The organism is Pseudomonas sp. TMW22080 (assembly GCF_022496745.1).
GTDB classification, from domain to species: domain Bacteria; phylum Pseudomonadota; class Gammaproteobacteria; order Pseudomonadales; family Pseudomonadaceae; genus Aquipseudomonas; species Aquipseudomonas bubulae.
Genome location: NZ_SCFF01000001.1, coordinates 852012 through 871501, shown reverse-complemented (window position 1 = coordinate 871501; position 19490 = coordinate 852012). Strand labels below are relative to the sequence as shown.

Here is a 19490-nt window from a genome sequence, read left to right as displayed (position 1 = left end):
CGATGGATCTGACCTACTCCCCCAAACAAAAGGCCTTTCGCCAGGAGGTGCGCCAATGGCTGGCGGACAACCTGCCGACCACGCCGCTGGCCAGCTACGATACCCGCGAGGGCTTCGAGCAACACCGCCAGTGGGAAGCCAAATTATTCGAAAACCGTCTGTCGATGGTCATGTGGCCCACCGAGCTGGGCGGGCGCGGCTGCGACCTGATCGAGTGGCTGATTTTCGAAGAGGAATATTACGGCGCCGGCGGGCCGATGCGGGTCAATCAGAACGGCCAGCTGTTGCTCGGCCCGACGCTGATGGAGTTCGGCACCGAGGCGCAAAAACTGCGTTTTCTGCCGCGCATGGCCGCCAGTACCGACATGTGGGCCCAGGGCTGGTCCGAACCGAACGCAGGTTCCGACATGGCCGCTATCACCAGCAAGGCCACCCGCGATGGCGACAGCTACGTGCTCAACGGCCAGAAAACCTGGTCCACACGAGCGATTTTTGCCGACTGGCTGTTCGGCCTGTTCCGTAGCGATCCGTCGTCCAGCCGCCATCACGGGCTGTCCTTCGTGATGGTGCCGCTCAATGCACCGGGTGTCACCGTACGCCCGATCAAGGCCCTGAACGGCAAGGATGCGTTTGCCGAAGTGTTCTTTGATGACGTGCGCATCCCGCTGGAAAACCGTATTGGCGATGAAGGCCAGGGCTGGCATGTGGCAATGGCCACTGCCGGCTTCGAGCGAGGTCTGCTGCTGCGTTCCCCGGCCCGTTTTCAATACACGGCGCGCAAATTGGTGGAGCTGTACCAGGCCAACCGCACCAGCGCCGATCGTGATCCGAGCCTTGGCGAGGCGGTGTGCAAGGCCTGGTCGGACGCCCAGGCTTACGCCCTGTCTGCGTACCACACCGTGGGCCGCCTGAGCCGCGGGGCACAGATTGGCGCCGAGTCGAGCACCAACAAAATATTCTGGTCGGAGCTGGATCTGCGCATGCACGAAACCGCCATGCGCATTCTCGGCGCCAGTGGCGAGCTGACCGGTCAATCGGAGGGCGGCTACAGCTGGCTGGACGGCTTTTTGTTCGCCCAGGCCGGGCCCATTTACGCCGGCACCAACGAGATCCAGCGCAACATTATCGCCGAGCGCATGCTCGGCCTGCCGAAGTGAGGCCGGGCATGGACTTTACCTTTACCGAAGACCAGATCTCTTTTCGCGAGGCCATCAGCCGTTTTCTGATGACCGAAGCGGCCCCCGAAATGCTCCGTGAAATCTGGGAAACCGATGTCGGTCGCTCCCCGGATTTGCGCAACAAGATCGCCGAGCAGGGCCTGACCGCATTGTCGATCCCCGAGGCTTTCGGTGGCCTGGGCATGGACGATGTGGCCTGGGCCCTGATGACCCAGGAACTGGGTTACTACGCCATTCCTGATTCCCTGGGTGATACCGCTTATGTGGCCAGTGCGCTGATCGCCGGGCTGGATGACGGCGTAGCCCGTCGCGGCGAATGGCTGGAACGCATTGCCGACGGCAGTTTGCGGGTGGCCATCGGGCACCCGGTCAATCCGCTGGTGGCCGATGCCGCCCACGCTGACTTGCTGCTGCTGGCCCATGGCGATGAAGTCCACGCCGTGCCGCGTAGCCAGGTGGATGTGCAAAATCACGCCAGTATCGATGCCTCTCGGCGCCTGGCGCAGGTCAGTTGGCAACCCGGCGCAGCCACCCTGGTGGCGCAGGGCGAACAGGGCCGCCAGCTGTGGGCGCAAACCCTTGATCGTGGCGCGCTGTCGGTAGCCGGGCAGTTGCTCGGGCTGGCTCAGCGCATGCTGGATTTATCGGTGGACTACGCCGCGCAGCGCAAACAATTCGGTAAGCCCATCGGCAGTTTTCAGGCAGTCAAGCATCATCTGGCCGACGTGGCTACTGCGCTGGAGTTCGCCAAACCGGTGCTGTACCGCGCCGCTTACGCGCTGGCACACAACGAACCGAATGCCGCCGTGTGGGTGTCCCAGGCGCGTCTGGCCAGTTGCGAAGCCAGCTGGCTGGCGGCCCGCCACGGCATCCAGGTGCATGGGGCGATGGGTTACACCTGGGAAGTCGACCTGCAAATGTTCATGAAGCGCGCCTGGGCACTGGACAGTGCCTGGGGCGACCGTGCGCTGCACAAGGCCCGTGTGGCCGAATATGTATTGAGTGGCGCGGCGCCTCTGGGCTGCGGTCACACCTTCGAGGATTGACCGATGCCCCAAGCCTATATTGTTGATGCATTGCGCAGCCCCACCGGCAAGCGCAAGGGTGGCCTGGCCCATGTCCATGCCATCGACCTCGGCGCCCATGTGCTCAAGGCACTGGTGGAGCGCAACGCAATTCCGGCCGACGAATATGACGACGTGATTTTTGGGTGTGTCGACACCATCGGCTCCCAGGCCGGTGATATCGCCCGCACCAGCTGGCTGGCCGCCGGTTTGCCGCTGAACGTGCCGGGCACCACCATCGATCGCCAGTGCGGTTCATCGCAACAGGCGCTGCACTTCGCCGCGCAGGCGGTGATGAGTGGCACCCAGGATGTGATTGCCGTGGGTGGCGTGCAGACCATGACCCAGATTCCGATTTCCTCGGCGATGCTGGCCGGGCAGCCACTGGGCTTTGCCGACCCGTTCTCTGGCAGCAAGGGCTGGCAAGCGCGCTTTGGCAAACAGCCGGTCAACCAGTTCTACGCTGCCCAGCGCATCGCCGATCACTGGGGGATCAGCCGCCAGGACATGGAAGCCTATGCCCTGGAGAGCCATCGCCGGGCGCTGGCCGCCATGGCCGACGGCCGTTTCGTCAACGAAATCGTGCCCTGTGAAGGGGTAAGGGACGACGAGACACCGCGCCAAACCAGCCTGGCCAAAATGGCCGAACTGGAGCCGGTGTTTGCCGAGTTTGCGTCGATCACCGCTGCGGTATCCAGCCAGACCTGCGATGCCTCGGCCGCCTTGCTGGTGGTCTCCGAGGCGGCGCTCAAACGCTACAACCTCACGCCACGGGCGCGGATCCATCACCTGTCGGTGTTGGGCGACGACCCGATCTGGCACCTCAGGGCCCCGATTGCCGCCACCCGTGCCGCACTGAAAAAGGCTGGCATGGGCATGCAGGACATTGACCTTGTTGAAATCAACGAAGCCTTCGCCTCGGTGGTGATGGCCTGGGCCAAGGAGCTGGATTTCGACCCGGCCAGGACCAACGCCAACGGCGGTGCAATTGCTCTCGGCCATCCGTTGGGGGCAAGCGGTGCACGGTTGATGACCGGCCTGCTCAACCAGCTTGAGCACAGCGGTGGCCGCTACGGTTTGCAGACCATGTGCGAAGGCGGCGGTCAAGCCAACGTGACGATTATTGAACGCCTCTAGGAGCAACGACATGGCAATTTGTGCAGAACGTACCGTCATCATTACCGGCGCGGGCGGCGGTTTGGGCCGCGCTTACGCGCTGGCGTTCGCCGGGCAGGGCGCCAATGTGGTGGTCAACGATATTCGTCGCGAAGCCGCCGAAGAGGTCGTGGCAGAAATCCTCCAGGCCGGTGGGCAGGCCATTGCCAATGCCGATGACATCACCACCCTGGCCACGGCACAGCACATCGTCGACGCCGCCCTGGCCGCGTTTGGCGAAGTGCATGTGCTGGTCAACAACGCCGGAATCCTGCGTGACCGCATGTTTATCAGCCTCGCTGAAGAGGACTGGGATGCGGTCATGCGTGTGCATCTCAAGGGGCATTTTTGCCTGGCCAATATCCTTGGCAAGCGCTGGCGCGACCTGGCCAAGGCCGGCCGGCCGGTGGCGGCACGGATCATCAACACCAGTTCCGGCGCGGGCCTGCAGGGTTCGGTGGGGCAGTCCAACTACAGCGCAGCCAAAGGCGGGATTGCCGCGCTGACCCTGGTGCAGGCAGCCGAGCTGGGGCGCTACGGCGTGACGGCCAATGCCCTGGCGCCGGCGGCGCGGACCTCGATGACCGAAAGCGCGATGCCGGACATGGTGAAAAAACCTGAAGACGGTGGCTTTGATTCATGGGCACCGGAAAACGTCGCGCCGCTGGTGGTATGGCTGGGCAGCGAACTGTCGGGGGATGTTACCGGGCAGATCATCGAAAGCCAGGGTGGGCGATTGTCCCTGGGCGATGGCTGGCGCACCGGGGTGACCCGCGACAAGGGCGCGCAATGGCAACCCGAAGAAGTGGGGGTTGCCCTGGGCCAGATTCTGGCCGAAGCGCCTGCACCGCAGCGGGTGTGGGGTAGCTGATACCGCTGGCCCTCACCCCAACCCCTCCCTTTGGAAGAGGGCCAGGGTGAGGGGCTTTTGATTTGCCGCTTAACAAGAGAATTCAACCATGAGACAAGCACCTCCCTATGTCCCCGGCCACCAGTTACTGGCTGGCAAGTCGATTTTGATCACTGCCGCAGCCGGCGCCGGTATCGGTTATGCCGCGGCCAAACGCTGCGCGGAAGAGGGCTGTCGCGCCCTGATGATTTCCGATATCCACCCGCGTCGTCTCGAAGAGGCAGTCGAGCGGCTAAAGGCCGAAACCGGCTTGCAGGCGGTCTACGGGCAGCTGTGCAACGTCACCGTCGAAGCCGACGTGCAAGCCCTGGTCGCCGCCGCTGAGGATGCGCTGGGCGGTGTCGATGTGCTGATCAACAACGCCGGGCTTGGCGGTCAGGTACGCCTGACCGAAATGACCGATGAGCAGTGGTCGTCGGTACTGGATATCACCCTGACCGGCACCATGCGCATGACTCGCGCCATGCTCCCGCATATGGAGCGTCGTGGTGCCGGGGCCATCGTCAACAACGCCTCGGTACTGGGCTGGCGCGCGCAAAAGGAGCAGGCCCACTACGCTGCGGCCAAGGCCGGAGTCATGGCCCTGACCCGCTGCAGCGCCCTGGAAGCCGCCGAAAACGGCGTGCGGATCAACGCTGTGGCGCCGTCGATCGCCCTGCACGACTTTCTGAAAAAAGCCGCCAGCAGCGAATTGCTCGACCAGCTCACCAGCCGCGAAGCCTTTGGCCGCGCCGCCGAAGTGTGGGAAGTGGCCAATGTCATGGTGTTTCTGGCCAGTGACTATGCCTCGTACATGGTCGGCGAAGTGCTGCCCGTCAGCTCGCAACAAGCGTGAGGAACAGAGCATGAGCACAGTTTTCAGCAGCACCGGGCAGTTGCTGGCGGCCGAGGGCATGGATCTGGGGCGCACAGACTGGCTGCTGCTGACCCAGGAACGGATCAACCTGTTTGCCGAAGCCACGGGCGATCACCAGTGGATCCATGTCGACCCTCAGCGCGCCGCCACCGGGCCATTTGGCGCCTGCATCGCCCATGGTTACCTGACCCTGGCCCTGGCCAATCTGTTTATGCCGCAACTGATGCAGTTCGAGAACCTGGCCATGGGCGTCAACTACGGCAGTGACCGGCTGCGCTTCCCTGCGCCGGTCAAGGTCGGTTCGCGGATTCGCGGCCATGGCCAGTTGGTGCGGGTCGAGATGCAGGGCCAGGCCGTGCAGGCTGTAGTGCGCATGAGCGTCGAAATCGAGGGCAGCGAACGCCCCGGCTGCGTGGTGGACACCATCAGCCGCTACACCTTCAACCCCCTTGAACAGTGAGCCTTGAACATGAATTTGAATGACGTTGTGATCGTATCCACCGCCCGCACTGCCTTGACCAAATCCTTTCGTGGCTCGTTCAACGATACCGAGGCGCCTGTGCTGGGCGGTCACGTGGTGCGTGCCGTGGTCGAGCGCGCGGGTATCGAGCCGGGTTCGGTGGAAGACGTGATCATGGGTGCCGCCGCCCAGCAGGGCACTCAGAGTTACAACATCGGCCGCCTGTGTGCGTACACCGGCGGTTTGCCCGATACTGTGCCGGGCATGGCGCTCGATCGCATGTGCGCCTCGGGCCTGATGAGTATCGGCGTGGCGGCCAATGGCATCATGACCGGCGAAATGAAGATTGCCGTGGCCGGTGGCGTGGAGTCATTGTCGCTGACCCAGAACAAGTACAAAAACACCTACCGCGCCCAGTCCGAGGCCGTGCTTGAGTGCATGCCGACGGCTTATATTCCGATGCTCGAAACCGCGGAAATCGTGTCGCGGCGCTACAACATCAGCCGCGAGGTACAGGATCAGTATGCGTTGCAGAGCCAGCAACGTACTGCCGCCGCCCAGGCTGAGGGCCTGTTTGCCGATGAGATCGTGCCCTTGGCGGCGCGCAAGCTGTGCTTTGACAAGGAAGGGCCCGCCGGTCATCAGGACGTGATCGCGGACCGTGACGAATGCAACCGTCCCTCCACCACCCTTGAAGACCTGTCGACCCTCAAACCGGTGTGGAAAGACGGCAAGTGGATTGAACAGGGTGAGTTCATCACGGCAGGCAACGCCTCGCAGTTTTCCGATGGGGCCGCTGCGGTATTGCTGATGAGCCGTGCCGAAGCCAGGCAGCGCGGTATCGAAGCGCTGGGCGTGTATCGCGGGATTGCCGTGAGTGGTTGTGCACCGGAGGAAATGGGCATTGGTCCGGTGTATGCGATTCCCAAGTTGCTCAAGCGTTTTGGCCTGACCGTTGCGGATATTGACCTCTGGGAGATCAACGAAGCGTTCGCCTGTCAGGTGGTGCATTGCCGTGACTTTCTGCAGATCCCCAATGACCGCCTGAACGTCAATGGCGGGGCGATAGCCATTGGTCATCCGTTCGGCATGTCGGGTGCACGGATGGTGGGTCACAGCCTGCTCGAAGGTCGCCGCCGTGGTGCGCGGTTTGTCGTGGTTGCCATGTGCATTGGCGGCGGGATGGGGGCGGCGGGGTTGTTTGAGCTGAGCTGAAGGCAGGGGGACAGTTTCTTTGTGGGAGCGGGCATGGAGCTTAAGGATTTAGTCGCGCGGATAGGTGCGTAAATGCAGGGAAGCAGTACAATTGCGCTTCTTTACCGGGCATGGACGCTGTTCGGCATCTGTTCACGAGTAGGCCCATGGTTTCCGCTAGTTACTCCCCCGCGCTGGTCCTGATTTCCCTGTGTGTGGCCATTCTGGCCTCTTATACCGCCCTTGACCTGAGTGGTCGCATCGCCACGGCGCGCGGCCGTACCCAGTACCTGTGGATTGCCGGCGGTGCACTGGCAATGGGCTTTGGCGTGTGGTCGATGCACTTTATCGGCATGCTCGCGTTGCAGTTGCCACTGGCGCTGGGCTACGACCTGGGGCTGACCCTGTGGTCATTGCTGGTTGCCATCCTGTCTTCGGGCTTTGCCTTGTGGCTGGTCAGCCAGCCGCGTTTGCCGGCGCTGCAGTTGTTGTTTGGCGCCCTGATCATGGGCGCGGGCATCAGCGCCATGCACTACAGCGGCATGGCCGCGTTGCGCATGCAGCCGGGCATCGATTACGACCCGGCACTGTTTGGCCTGTCGCTGGTGATTGCGGTGGGGGCCTCGGCGGCCGCGTTGTCGATCGCGTTTCGTCTGCGCCGGCAAACCCCTTACGTGCGGCTGATGCGCGGTGGTGCTGCGGTAATCATGGGGCTGGCCATTGTCGGCATGCATTACACCGGTATGGCTGCGGCGAATTTTCCCATCGGCAGTTTTTGCGGTGCCGCTATCGACGGTCTGAGCGGTAACGGCCTGGACAATCTGGTACTGGTTTCCAGCCTGGCGGTATTGGTCATCGCCCTGCTGACCTCTATTTTTGATGCCCGCCTCGATGCCCGTACAGCTGCCCTGGCGGACTCCCTGACCCTGGCCAACGAAGAGCTGACCCAACTGGCGCTGCACGACACCCTGACCGGGTTGCCCAACCGCATCCTGCTGGCTGACCGTATCGGTCAGGCGATGAGCAAGGTGGCGGAGCAGGGCGGCTGCTTCTCGCTGATGTTTATCGACCTCGATGGCTTCAAGCCGGTCAACGATGCCTTTGGTCATCATCTGGGCGACCGTTTGCTGCGGGAAGTTGCCCTGCGCCTGCGCGAGCAGTTGCGCAGCCAGGACACCCTGGCGCGTATTGGCGGCGACGAATTTGTGCTGCTGGTGCGTCTGCTGGAGCCTGATGACGCACCGCAAGTGGCAGCGCGGCAGGTGGGTCTGTTGTCCAGGGCGTTTCGGGTCGATGAGCATGAGCTGCTGATCTCCGCCAGTGTCGGTATCGCCCTGTACCCCGGCAATGGCCTGACCGCCGAAGAGCTGCTGATGAACGCCGATGCGGCGATGTATCACGCCAAGGGCGCGGGCAAAAATGGCTACAGCTTTTTCGACGCGTCGATGAACACCAATGCCCGCAAGCAATTGCAGCTGCTGCAGGACTTGCGTCAGGCCCTGGAGCTGCAGCAGTTTCGCCTGCACTACCAGCCCAAGTTCGATGCCAGCAACAGCCGGCCGGTGGGGGCCGAAGCGCTGTTGCGCTGGGAGCATCCGCAGCAAGGGTTGCTGCTGCCGGAAAATTTTATCGACCTGGCGGAAAAAACCGGCCTGATCATCCCCATCGGTGACTGGGTGCTCAATGAAGCCTGCCGCCAGATGCGCATATGGTTCGATCAGGGCTATAGCCACTGGCGCATTGCGGTCAACCTGTCGGCATTGCAGTTCTGCTATTCAGGGCTGGTTGACAGCGTGGTCGCGGCGCTCGAGCGTCATCGGTTGCCGGCCAACAGCCTGACCCTGGAAATCACCGAAACCACCGCCATGAGCGATGCCGATGCGAGCATGGTGGTGTTGCAGCGGTTGTCGCAAATGGGCGTGGACCTGTCCATCGATGACTTTGGCACTGGCTATTCCAGCCTGATGTACCTCAAGCGCCTGCCCGCCAATGAACTGAAAATCGACCGCGGTTTTGTGCGCGACCTGGAGCACGACAGCGACGATGCGGCGATTGTCTCGGCCATTGTCGCGCTGGGCCAGGCCCTGGGTTTGCGTATCGTCGCCGAAGGGGTGGAGACCGATACCCAGCAAAGTTTTTTAACCACGCTTGGCTGTGATGCCCTGCAAGGTTTTCTGCTGGGCGAGCCGCTGCCGGCGGAGCAATTCATGGCCGATATCCAAGGTGCCGAACCCGCCGGGCCGGGCAACAAAACAGCGACCTGACAAAACCGGGCCTTCGCGGTTATTCTGACAGCCAGATTTGGATCGGTGTAAGGGGAACACGTATTTATGGATAAAGTCATCGTGATCACCGGCGGCAGCCGCGGCATAGGCGCTGCCACGGCCTTGCTGGCTGCAAAGCAGGGTTATCGGATCTGCATCAACTACCTGACCGATGATGCTGCGGCCCATGAGGTGCTGGCGCAGGTTCGCGCCATGGGCGCCAAGGCCATTGCCGTGCGTGCCGATGTCAGCGACGAAGAGGAAATCATTCGCCTGTTTCTCGAAGTTGACGAACAGTTGGGGCCTGTTACCGCGCTGGTCAACAACGCCGGCACCGTGGGGCTCAAATCGCGGGTCGACGAGCTGACCGACCTGCGCATCATGCACACCCTGAAAACCAATGTGCTGGGGCCCATTCTGTGTGCCAAGCATGCCGTGCTGCGCATGTCGCCACGTTACGGCGGGCAGGGCGGTAATATCGTCAACGTGTCGTCGGTGGCGGCCCGCCTGGGTTCGCCCGGTGAATACGTCGATTACGCCGCCTCCAAGGGCGCGCTGGACACTTTCACCCTGGGGCTGTCCAAGGAACTGGCGGGCGAGGGGATCCGGGTCAACGCGGTGCGGCCGGGCTATATCTTCACCGATTTTCACGCCTTGAGCGGCGATCCGGGCCGGGTCAGCAAGCTTGAACCTATCATCCCCATGGGGCGTGGCGGGCGGCCGGAAGAAGTGGCCGAAGCCATTGTATGGCTGCTGTCGGACAAGGCGTCGTATACCACCGGCACCTTTCTCGACCTGGGCGGCGGGCGCTGAAGGTCGTGCTTTTGTGGGAGCGGGCTTGCTCGCGATGGCATCAGCGCGGTCAGGCTGAATAACCGCGCCGCCTGCATCGCGGGCAAGCCCGCTCCCACATGGCTTGCATTTATGCTTGATCCGACGATAATGCGACTTATTGCTATTTAAGTATGGTTATCTATCGTGTCGAGTCCTGTGGATCCCCAAAGGCTGCTGGCCAGTCTATATCACGACAATCACGCGTGGCTGCGCGGCTGGTTGTCGCGACAGGTACGATGCCCGCAGGATGCGGCCGATCTGGCCCAGGACACATTTTTGCGCGCTTGGGATGCCCGCCAACTGGAACGTATTCAGGAGCCTCGGGCTTACCTGAGTACCGTTGCCCGGCGCTTGCTCTGCTCACTGTGGCGGCGGCGCAAGCTTGAGCAAGCCTATCTCGACCAACTGGCCGAGCTGCCTCTGGCCTACGCACCTTCTGCAGAAGACATTGCCCTGGTCCGAGAGGCGATCGAAGCCATTGATTGCCTGCTCGAAGGGTTGCCATCGCGGGTCAAGCGCGCCTTTTTGCTCAATCGTCTTGAAGGCATGCCCCAGCAGGCCATTGCCGAGCAATTGGGCGTATCCCTGGCCACCGTTGAGCGCGACTTGCGCCGCGCTTTTGTTCATTGCCTGTCGCAAACGGCGGAGAGCCCATGAGTACAGCCAAGGTTGACCCGACCACCCGTGCCGCCATTGACTGGATGCTGCGCCTCGAGTCCGGCCAGGCCTGCCCGTCGGAGCGTCAGGTGTTCAAGGCGTGGCTGGCCGAAAACCCGGCACATCTGGCTGCGTGGCAGCGGGTCGCCGGGGTGCTCAAGGCTCCCGTAGCCGATCTGCAATCGGTTGAGCGGCGCAGCCCGGGGCAATTGCAGGCGGTACGTCGGGCGCTGCTGGCCGGTACATCGCCATCGGGCAAAAAGACCCTGCAAGGCGGCCTGCTGCTGTTGTTGCTCGGCCTGGGTGCCGCGGGTCTGGTGGATCGCGTGACGCCCCTGACGGGGTTGACGGCCGATTACCAGACGGCCACCGGCGAGCGCAAAACCGTCGAACTGGCCGATGGCAGCCTGCTCACCCTCAACGCCCGCAGTGCGGTGGATATCGACTTCAATAGCGATCAGCGCCGGGTGCACCTGCGTGAAGGCGAGTTGCAGGTGGATGTGGCAGCCGACGCCCAGCGTCCTTTTGTGGTGAGCACTGCCCAGGGCCAGGTGCAAGCCCTTGGCACGCGCTTTATGGTGCGCCAGGGCAGCACTGAAAGCCTGGCCAGCGTGCAACAGCACAGCGTGCAGTTGCACACCCTGGGCGGTCAGCAACTCCACCTCGAAACCGGTCGGGCGGCGTCATTTACCGCCACCCGGATAGATCCGCAAACCCCGACATCCCGTAGCCAGCCCGACTGGCTCGCGGGCCGGGTCGAGCTGCACGACGAACCTCTGTCAGCCCTGGTCGAGGCGCTGCGGCCCTACCAGACCGGCATGCTGCGTATCAGCCCGGAAGCCGCGCGGGTGCGGGTATTCGGTGTATTCCCGCTGGACAACACCGCACACACCCTGAATACGCTGGCGCAAACCTTGCCGATCAAGATCACGCGCTATGGGCCGTGGCTGACCCTGATCGATGTGCGCCAGTAAAAACCAATGAATGCGAATTAATTGCAGATAAGGTGAGGGGAAAGGCTTTCTCGTTGGTCAAGGTTACAACTGCCTACCTTGCAACGAGAAAGGATGCCCCATGCCGTACGCCCATCCCAAAACCTGCCTGCTGGCGCTGGCCATCACCCTGAGCATTGGCGGTTACCCGCTGAGCGCGGTGGCCGAAACCCTGTCTGGCGAGCAAAATGCCACGCGTTTTTTTGACTTGCCTGCCGCGCCCCTGGGCGTGACCCTGAGCCGCATTGCCCGCGACAGCAACCTGACCCTGTCGGTGGCTCCGGCCTTGTTGCAGGGTAAAACCTCCGCGCCGGTCAATGGCATGTACACCCCGCAACAGGCCGCCGAACGCGCGCTGGCGGGCAGCGGGCTGGGCCTGGGGGTGACCGGTAGCGGTGCCTTGAGTGTCTACCCCAATGCCGGTGACGGGGTACTGAATCTGGGCGCAACCAACGTGTCTGCGCGTCTGGGTGAGGATGGTCGTGGCCATGTTGACGGCTTTGTCGCCACCCGTTCGGCCACCGCCACCAAGACCGACACACCGATCCTCGAGATTCCGCAAACCATCAACGTGGTCACTGCTGATCAGGTTGAAGTGCAGGGCGCCCACGATCTGACCCAGGCCCTGCGCTACACCCCGGGGCTGAGCACCAACGGCTATACCGACCGCAACACCATTGCCGATGAAATCACCAGCCGCGGTTTTGCCCCGACCCTGCTCTACCTTGATGGCGCCTATCTGCCTTCGGCGGGCAGCCTGGGCGGCACCCCGCAGATCGACCCCTACACCCTGGAGCGCATCGAAGTGCTCAAGGGGCCGTCCTCCGTTCTGTACGGGCAAAACCAGCCGGGGGGCATGATCAATATGGTGGCCAAGCGCCCGAGCACCGAGGCCAGGCATCAAATCAAGGTCGGCACCGGCAGCTTTGACCGTTACAACCTGGCCTTCGATACCACCGGCCCGCTGGATGAAGGCAAAACCCTGAGCTATCGGCTGATCGGCGTCGGCAACACCGGCAGCGAGCAAATCGACTACACGGAAGATTCCCGCATGCTGCTGGCGCCCAGTCTCACCTGGGCGCCGGATGACCGCAATGAACTGACGGTCTACGCGCAAGTGCAACGGGACGATGCCCTGGCCGACTACCAGTCCTTGCCGGCCGTGGGCAGTCTGTACCGCAACTCCCAAGGCAACAAGATAGATCGAGACTTCTTCTCGGGCGACTCGAAATGGAACGACTACAAGCGCGATCAATATGTGCTCGGCTACCAGTTTTCCCATGCCTTCAACGAGGTCATGACCTATCGCCAGAGCCTGAGCTACATCGACGTCAATGACCGTTACAAGGGCTTTTACCTGAACCGTTTCGTCACCGCCCCGGGCGGCGCCACCGATACCCATGCCAGCCGCACCAAGCTCGACTGGCGCCAGCAAAACAGCTCTTATACTTTCGACAACCACCTGCAAAGTGACTTCACCACCGGGCCTGTGCAGCACACCCTGCTGGTGGGGCTCGACTACCGTGACTTCACCCGCAAGTTCCAGGGCTACAACCTGTCCGGCAGCGAGGTGATTGACCTCTACAACCCCACCAACTACCGCACCACGGGTGTGCCGACCCTGACTACCAAATGGGATAACAGGGTCAAGCAGACCGGTTTTTATGTGCAGGACCAGATCAAACTGAACAACTTTATCCTGACCATTGGCGGTCGCCAGGATTGGGCCAAGGTCGACAACAATGACTTGCTGGCCAACTCCCACGAGATCCAGAGCGATAGCAAGTTCACCGGGCGTGTGGGCCTGACCTATGTCACTTCGTTTGGTCTGGCGCCGTATATCAGTTACACCGAATCCTTTCTGCCTTCCGTGGGCACTGCGGCACCGGCCCGAGGTGGCAAGGCGTTCGTGCCCATGACGGGCAAGCAATATGAAGTGGGGGTCAAATACCAGCCCGATGAGAGCACTTTGCTCAGCGCCTCGGTATTTGAAATCACCCAGCAAAACGTCCTGACCGGTGACTTGCAGTACCAGGAGTATCAAATCCAGGAAGGCGAGGTCCGGTCGCGGGGGATCGAACTTGAAGGCAAAAGCAGTTTCAGCAACATCGACCTGATCGCCTCGCTGTCGTATCTGGACGTGTTCTACACCAAGTCCAACTATGGCAATGAAGGCAACCGCAGCGAGGCACAGGCACCCTGGGCAGCCAGCGTGTGGGCCGACTACCACTTCACCGGACAGGCCCTGGCGGGCGTGACCCTGGGCGGCGGTGCACGTTATACCGGGAAAAACTTCGGCGACTCGGACAACACTTTCAAGACGCCGTCGTTTGTGGTGTATGACGCAACGCTCAGCTATGACCTGGCGGCCCTGGATGCGAGCTTCAAGGGTGTCAGTACCCGGCTGAACGTGCAGAACCTGTTTGATCGAGAGTACGTATCTTCGTGCAACTACAGCTTTGGCTGCTACTACGGCCAGCAGCGCACGGCGTCGCTGGAGGTTAAATACGATTGGTGAGGGAGCGCTCTGCTACGGGGGCGGGATTGCTCAGCGCCGCAGCTTGAGCGCGCTGGCCAGGCTGATAGCCAACGGCAAACGGGGCAGCAGCGTGGCCTGGTAAGCATGGTAAAGGTCCGGCTTGCCCGGCCAGATGTTTTGCGAAGGCAGGTTGTCGATCCCCAGTTCGTGATGCCAGCTGCCGTTCTGGCGGTCGATCATGTACAGGTCGATATAGTCCCAGAACTGTTGATACCAGACTTCGTATTCATGCTCACCGCTGCGTTGCAACAACGCCGCCGCAGCTGCCGAGGCTTCGGCCAGGGTCCAGTGCAGACGCTCACGCACCAGCGGCTGGTGGTTCCAGTCCACGGTGTAGACGATTCCGCAGTCACCATCGACGTTCCAGCCGAACTGGCATGCACTGGCGAATAACCGCCGCGCGTCTTCCAGCAGCCATTCGGGCGCCGCCAGGCCGCGTTGCTTGCGTGCCGCCTCGAGGTGCAACAGCAGGCGCGCCCATTCGAAGGCGTGGCCGGGCGTTTTGCCGAACGGGCGAAAACCGTCTGCCGGGTTGTCCCGGTTGTAATCGGGCAATGGCTGCCACTGGCTGTCGAAATGCTCCACGGGCAGGTAGCCGGATTGCGCTGCATGCTGGTGAACAAGCTTTTCGGCAATCGACAGGGCGCGATCGAGCCACAGGTCTTCATCGAGGACATCGGCCAGGGCCAGAAAAGCTTCGACACCGTGCATATTGCTGTTGGCTCCGCGATACGCCTCGCAGTCACTCCAGTCGCCAGCAAAGCTTTCCAGCAGGGCGCCTTCTGCCTCGGACCAGAAATTGCCTTCAAGAATGGCCACCGCATCGCCCAGCAACTCGGCCGCACCACCGCGCCCGGCCACCGCTGCAGAGCTGGCGGCCAGCGCGACAAAGGCATGCAGATAGGCCGCTTTGCGCGTGTTGCCGTCCTGCGCGCCGGGGCGGGCAAACCAGCCGCCATGCACGGCATCACGCAGCGGCCCGGCCAGTGCGGCCAGGCCGTGGTCGATCAGCGGCGCGCAACCGGGCAGGCCTTGAATATGGGCCAGGGCAAAACTGTGCACCATGCGTGCGGTGGTGATGGTGTCTGCCGGGGCGTTGTTCGGGCGGCGACCAAACGGGTCGAGCGCGGCGAAGCCGCAGGGCACGCGGGCGGCCTTGGCGAAATCCACCAGCGCCTGGCCCTGATCGCGCAGCCACTGTTGATGGGTCGGCGATGTCAGCCAGCTTTCGTTGGCCCGGGTTAGGTCGGTCATGTGCCACCTGTATTGTTTTTATGGGTGATTCAACGCTCGCAGACTAAGGGATATGACACAAAGCTGAAAGCTTTCATCCGGAGCCTGGCGACTTAAATTTCCGGCTCCCGGGGCTGTGACCAGTCGCTGTCCTGTCTGACGATTTCGCGCAGCAGCGCGATGCCCTGTTGCAAGGCTGCGCAGTCACGCTCGCGGGAGTACACCAGGTAGGTGGGGTAGCTGAATTCCGGGGCCTTGGGCACCCGTTCCAGGGCACCGCTGTCCAGATAGCGCTCGACCACACGGGTGCGGAAGTAGCCGCTGCCGCCGTTGTCGAGGATGTAATGCAAGGCCACCGGGCCCAGGTTGAAGCTGATGGCCGCTCGCGCCCTGTCGGGCAGGGCGGCGTCATGCTGGCGGCGAAAACCCTCACCCCATTCGACGTATACATAAGGTTCAGGTTGTTCGGGGCGGCGGATCTGGATCAGTTTTTCCTCCAGCAACTGCTCCACTTGCACACCGGGCCAGTAGGCGGGCTGATAGACCAGCGCGGCATCCAGCAGGCCCATCTCGATCTGACGCAGTAATTGTTCGGCATCGCTGATTTGTATGCGCAAGGCATGGGTGGTGAGGTGCTGACGCAGGGCTTTGGCCCAGTTGAGGATCAGCGGGTTGCACAGGCTGACTTCCCCGCCGATATGCAGCAACTGATGCAAGCCTTCGGGGCGCGGCAGATCGCGCCGTGCGGCTTCCCAGGTGTGCAGCAACTGGTTGGCGTACACCACAAAGGCCTCGCCTTCGGGGGTGAGTTTTGCGCCGGCGCGGTTGCGGGTAAACAGGGTGACGCCGAGCAGGCTTTCGAGCTTGTGTACCCGTGCGGTCACGGCCGTCTGGGTAACGTGCAGCTTTTCGGCCGCGCCCACCAGGCTGCCGTAGCGGACAATTTCAAGGAAAGTACGGGCCAGGTCGAGGTCCATAAGCGCGCCAGTGTGCAAGGGGCTTGCAGTGTAAGGGTAATGGCTGGAAAACACATGAAACGCGACGTTTATTGGCACGCATCAATGTTTGTTTTCAGGAGCAGGCTAAGGTCGTCGGCCCTGGTACCCGGTGCCAGTGATTGACCGGGCAACACCACATAAAAAGGATGACAGACATGGATGACTTGAAGCGACAGTACGATATTCAACCCTTGAGGCAGGCCGACATGTCCATTCTGGTCAATGGTCAGCCAGTCAATGCCGCTCAAGGTGAAACCGTGCTCAGCGTGTTGAACTCAGTGGGTGTGCGGCAACTGTCGCGCAACGACCACGGGCGGATGACGGGCGCTTATTGCGGCATGGGCGTGTGCTACTGCTGCCTGGTGAATATCGATGGCAGGCACAAGCGTCGCGCCTGCCAGACCGTGGTAAAGCCCGGTATGCAGGTCGAGACCGGGATCAACCGCGTCGCCAGCCAGGAGCTGGTGCTATGAGCGCCCGTACGGTGATTGTCGGTGGCGGACCGGCAGGGATGTCGGCGGCAATAGAGCTGGCGCAGCATGGCGTGCAAAGCACGTTGTTCGAAGAAGCCTCGCGGCTGGGTGGTGTAGTTTATCGCGGGCCTTTGCGCGACGGTGTCGAACTCGACTATCTGGGAGAACGCTACAAGGCTGCGCTGCACAAGTTGCACGGCGAATTTTCGGTCATTGCCCACTCAGTGGATGTACGCCTCAACCATCGCGTTGTCGGCGGGCAAGGTCAGCAAAGCCTGCAAGTGCTGGATGAGCATGAGCAATTGCAGCAAATCGGCTTCGATCAACTGCTGCTGTCCGCTGGCTGCCATGAGCGCAGCGTGCCGTTCCCGGGTTGGACCACCCCGGGTGTGATCATGCTGGGTGGCCTGCAGCTGCAGATCAAAAGTGGTGTTGTCAAACCCCATGGGCCGACGCTGATTGCGGGCACCGGGCCCTTGCTGATGCTGGTGGCGTGCCAGTTGCACGCAGCGGGTGTGGAAGTGGCCGGGGTATATGAAGCGTGCGAGTTTGGCCGCATTGCCAAGGAAAGCCTGGCGCTGCTCAACCAGCCCCAGTTGTTCCTCGACGGCCTGAGCATGCTGGTTTACCTCAAGCGCCATGGCGTGGCCGTGCATTACGGCTGGGGTGTGGTGCAGGCGTTTGGCGAAGGGGAACTGAGCGAAGTGATCGTGGCTCCCTATTCCAACACCTGGCAGGCCGACATGAGCCAGGCGCAGGCGGTGAAAGCCTGCACCCTGGCGGTGGGTTATGGCTTTATTCCACGCACTCAGCTCAGCCAGCAGATGGGTCTGGATCATGCTTACAACGTCGACGGTTATCTGGCGGCCAAAGCCGATAACTGGCAGCAGAGCAGTCAGGCATCAATCCACCTGGCCGGTGATGTCACGGGCATGCGCGGGGGCGAGGCAGCGATGCTCACGGGGCGGATTGGCGCGTTGTCGATCTTGCAGCAGCGTGGGGTCCTGAGTGCAAAGCAGGCGCTTGAACAGCGCCGCGAGTACCTATCCAGGCTCAACACCCTCATGCGCTTTCGCGGCGGGATTGATCGTTATACCCGGCGTGGTACGCGCCAGATCGATCTGCCCCAGGCCGACACGGTGGTATGCCGTTGCGAGCATGTCACCCGCGCCGATATCGACCTTGCGCTCAGCCAGGGCGTGCAGGACATGGCCAGCCTTAAAATGCGTACACGCATAAGCATGGGCGACTGCCAGGGCCGCATGTGTGTCGGTTATTGCAGTGACCGCCTGCGTGAAGCCACCGGGCGCAAGGATGTGGGCTGGTTGCGCCCGCGATTCCCGCTGGAACCCGTGCCGTTCTCGGCTTTTATCAACGCGAGCAAGGATGCCTGACATGATCAAGACCTATGACGTTGTCATCGCCGGTGGCGGTGTTATTGGCGCCTCCTGTGCGTATCACCTGTCCCGGCGCAAGGATCTTAAAATAGCCCTGATCGACTGCAAGCGCCCCGGCAATGCCAGCCGCGCGTCGGCAGGCGGGCTGTGGGCCATCGGCGAGTCCGTGGGGCTGGGCTGCGGGGTGATTTTTTTTCGCATGATGTCTGCCGAACGCAAGCGTGAAGCCCAGGGTTCGGCCGTGATTGTCGACGCCAGTACCCCGCATATCCTGCCAGCGTGTTTTTTCGACTTTGCCCTGCAATCCAATGCCTTGTACCCCGGCTTGCACAAGGAACTGCTGGAAAACCACGGGATGGATTTCAAGTTCGAGCGCACCGGGCTCAAGTACGTGATTTATGACGATGAAGACCGGCTCTATGCCGAGCATATTGTCGCCAATATCCCGCATCTGGCCGATGAGGTGCGCTGGCTCGACCAGGCGGCCCTGCGCGAGGCGGAGCCGAGCGTCAGCCACGATGCGCAAGGTGCGCTGGAGTTTTTGTGCGATCACCAGGTGAGCCCGTTCCGGTTGACCGATGCCTACACCGAAGGGGCCCGGCAAAATGGAGTCGATCTGTACTTCAACACCAACGTCATCGAGGTCATGCGTCAAGGCAGCAAGGTGACCGGCGTGCGCACCGACAGCCAGGGCGCGTTCCACTGCAAAACCCTGATTAATGCCGCTGGCGCCTGGGCGGCAGAACTCAGCGTGATGGCCACTGACGTGAGTATCCCTGTGGCCCCGGTCAAGGGGCAGATTGTATTGACCGAGCGCATGCCCAAGTTGCTGAACGGCTGCCTGACCACCAGTGATTGCTACCTGGCGCAAAAGGACAACGGCGAAATCCTGATTGGCAGCACCACCGAAGACAAAGGCTTCGACGTGACCACCACCTTCCCTGAAATCACCGGGCTGGTACAGGGAGCGATGCGCTGTATTCCCGAACTCAAGGACGCCAACCTGAAGCGTACCTGGGCCGGGTTGCGGCCAGGCTCCCCCGATGAGCTGCCGATCCTGGGGCCCATGAAGGGGATTGAGGGGTATTTGAATGCCTGCGGGCATTTCCGTACCGGCATCCTGACTTCGGCGATCACTGGTGTCATGCTCGACGCACTGGTGCGGCAAGAGCCGCTGCCGCTGGAGGTCACGCCGTTTCTGGCGGAGCGTTTTGACTTGCAACCGGTGGCGCTGAAAAAAGCCGTGAGTGCCTGACACGGTCTGCTCGCGATGCGCTTGGCCTTCG

General features: G+C 62.1%; 17 protein-coding genes. 15 read left to right on the top strand and 2 right to left on the bottom strand.

Going from position 1 to position 19490, the window contains the following annotated elements; genetic code table 11:
- The first annotated feature begins 2 nt into the window (after positions 1 to 2).
- The 12 genes from EQV96_RS03755 (at position 3) to EQV96_RS03700 (ending at position 14082) form a co-directional block, all read left to right on the top strand.
- Positions 3 to 1157 (top strand): acyl-CoA dehydrogenase family protein, encoded by a 1155-nt coding sequence (locus tag EQV96_RS03755; RefSeq protein ID WP_095018869.1) that lies wholly within the window; start codon positions 3 to 5, stop codon positions 1155 to 1157.
- A gap of 8 nt (positions 1158 to 1165) precedes the next feature.
- Positions 1166 to 2224, top strand: a complete 1059-nt coding sequence (locus tag EQV96_RS03750; RefSeq protein ID WP_095002412.1) for an acyl-CoA dehydrogenase family protein — start codon at positions 1166 to 1168, stop codon at positions 2222 to 2224.
- Between the two features lie 3 nt (positions 2225 to 2227).
- The gene (locus EQV96_RS03745) at positions 2228 to 3379 is read left to right on the top strand and encodes an acetyl-CoA C-acetyltransferase (protein ID WP_240881374.1); all 1152 of its coding nucleotides are present in this window, start codon (positions 2228 to 2230) and stop codon (positions 3377 to 3379) included.
- Positions 3380 to 3389: 10 nt separating this feature from the next.
- Positions 3390 to 4268 (top strand): SDR family oxidoreductase, encoded by an 879-nt coding sequence (locus tag EQV96_RS03740; RefSeq protein ID WP_095018872.1) that lies wholly within the window; start codon positions 3390 to 3392, stop codon positions 4266 to 4268.
- Positions 4269 to 4356: 88 nt separating this feature from the next.
- Positions 4357 to 5142 carry an SDR family oxidoreductase gene (locus tag EQV96_RS03735; protein ID WP_095002415.1) on the top strand — a complete coding sequence of 262 codons (786 nt, stop codon included), beginning with the start codon at positions 4357 to 4359 and terminating at the stop codon, positions 5140 to 5142.
- 10 nt (positions 5143 to 5152) lie between these two features.
- Positions 5153 to 5623, top strand: a complete 471-nt coding sequence (locus EQV96_RS03730; protein WP_095002416.1) for a MaoC family dehydratase — start codon at positions 5153 to 5155, stop codon at positions 5621 to 5623.
- 9 nt (positions 5624 to 5632) lie between these two features.
- Positions 5633 to 6838, top strand: a complete 1206-nt coding sequence (locus EQV96_RS03725) for an acetyl-CoA C-acyltransferase (RefSeq protein WP_240881372.1) — start codon at positions 5633 to 5635, stop codon at positions 6836 to 6838.
- A 146-nt stretch (positions 6839 to 6984) separates the two neighbouring features.
- Positions 6985 to 9081, top strand: a complete 2097-nt coding sequence (locus EQV96_RS03720; protein ID WP_095002418.1) for a bifunctional diguanylate cyclase/phosphodiesterase — start codon at positions 6985 to 6987, stop codon at positions 9079 to 9081.
- A 66-nt stretch (positions 9082 to 9147) separates the two neighbouring features.
- A complete protein-coding gene (locus tag EQV96_RS03715) occupies positions 9148 to 9894 on the top strand; it encodes an SDR family oxidoreductase (RefSeq protein ID WP_095002419.1) in 747 nt (248 codons plus the stop codon).
- A 177-nt stretch (positions 9895 to 10071) separates the two neighbouring features.
- Complete coding sequence (locus EQV96_RS03710) at positions 10072 to 10572, top strand: sigma-70 family RNA polymerase sigma factor (protein ID WP_095002420.1); 501 nt, start codon at positions 10072 to 10074, stop codon at positions 10570 to 10572.
- Positions 10569 to 11546 (top strand): FecR family protein, encoded by a 978-nt coding sequence (locus tag EQV96_RS03705; protein WP_240881370.1) that lies wholly within the window; start codon positions 10569 to 10571, stop codon positions 11544 to 11546. The genes EQV96_RS03710 and EQV96_RS03705 overlap by 4 nt, the downstream gene beginning before the upstream one ends.
- Before the next feature lie 100 nt (positions 11547 to 11646).
- Entirely contained in the window at positions 11647 to 14082 is a 2436-nt protein-coding gene (locus EQV96_RS03700) for a TonB-dependent siderophore receptor (protein ID WP_240881368.1), read from the top strand.
- Between the two features lie 30 nt (positions 14083 to 14112).
- On the opposite strand, the gene EQV96_RS03695 is transcribed toward EQV96_RS03700, so the two are convergent.
- Positions 14113 to 15357, bottom strand: coding sequence for an AGE family epimerase/isomerase (locus EQV96_RS03695; RefSeq protein ID WP_095021357.1), 1245 nt, complete (start codon positions 15355 to 15357; stop codon positions 14113 to 14115).
- A 92-nt stretch (positions 15358 to 15449) separates the two neighbouring features.
- Positions 15450 to 16313: a LysR family transcriptional regulator gene (locus EQV96_RS03690; RefSeq protein WP_095002424.1), complete on the bottom strand. Its 864-nt coding sequence runs from the start codon at positions 16311 to 16313 to the stop codon at positions 15450 to 15452.
- A gap of 176 nt (positions 16314 to 16489) precedes the next feature.
- Between EQV96_RS03690 and hcnA the strand changes: the two genes are divergently transcribed.
- The 3 genes from hcnA to hcnC are packed head-to-tail and all read left to right on the top strand — an operon-like array spanning position 16490 to position 19459.
- Positions 16490 to 16807 (top strand): cyanide-forming glycine dehydrogenase subunit HcnA, encoded by a 318-nt coding sequence (hcnA, locus tag EQV96_RS03685; RefSeq protein ID WP_095002425.1) that lies wholly within the window; start codon positions 16490 to 16492, stop codon positions 16805 to 16807.
- Entirely contained in the window at positions 16804 to 18201 is a 1398-nt protein-coding gene (gene hcnB, locus EQV96_RS03680; protein WP_240881366.1) for a cyanide-forming glycine dehydrogenase subunit HcnB, read from the top strand. The genes hcnA and hcnB overlap by 4 nt, the downstream gene beginning before the upstream one ends.
- Position 18202: 1 nt before the next feature.
- Positions 18203 to 19459 carry a cyanide-forming glycine dehydrogenase subunit HcnC gene (hcnC, locus tag EQV96_RS03675; protein ID WP_095025094.1) on the top strand — a complete coding sequence of 419 codons (1257 nt, stop codon included), beginning with the start codon at positions 18203 to 18205 and terminating at the stop codon, positions 19457 to 19459.
- Positions 19460 to 19490 lie beyond the last annotated feature (31 nt).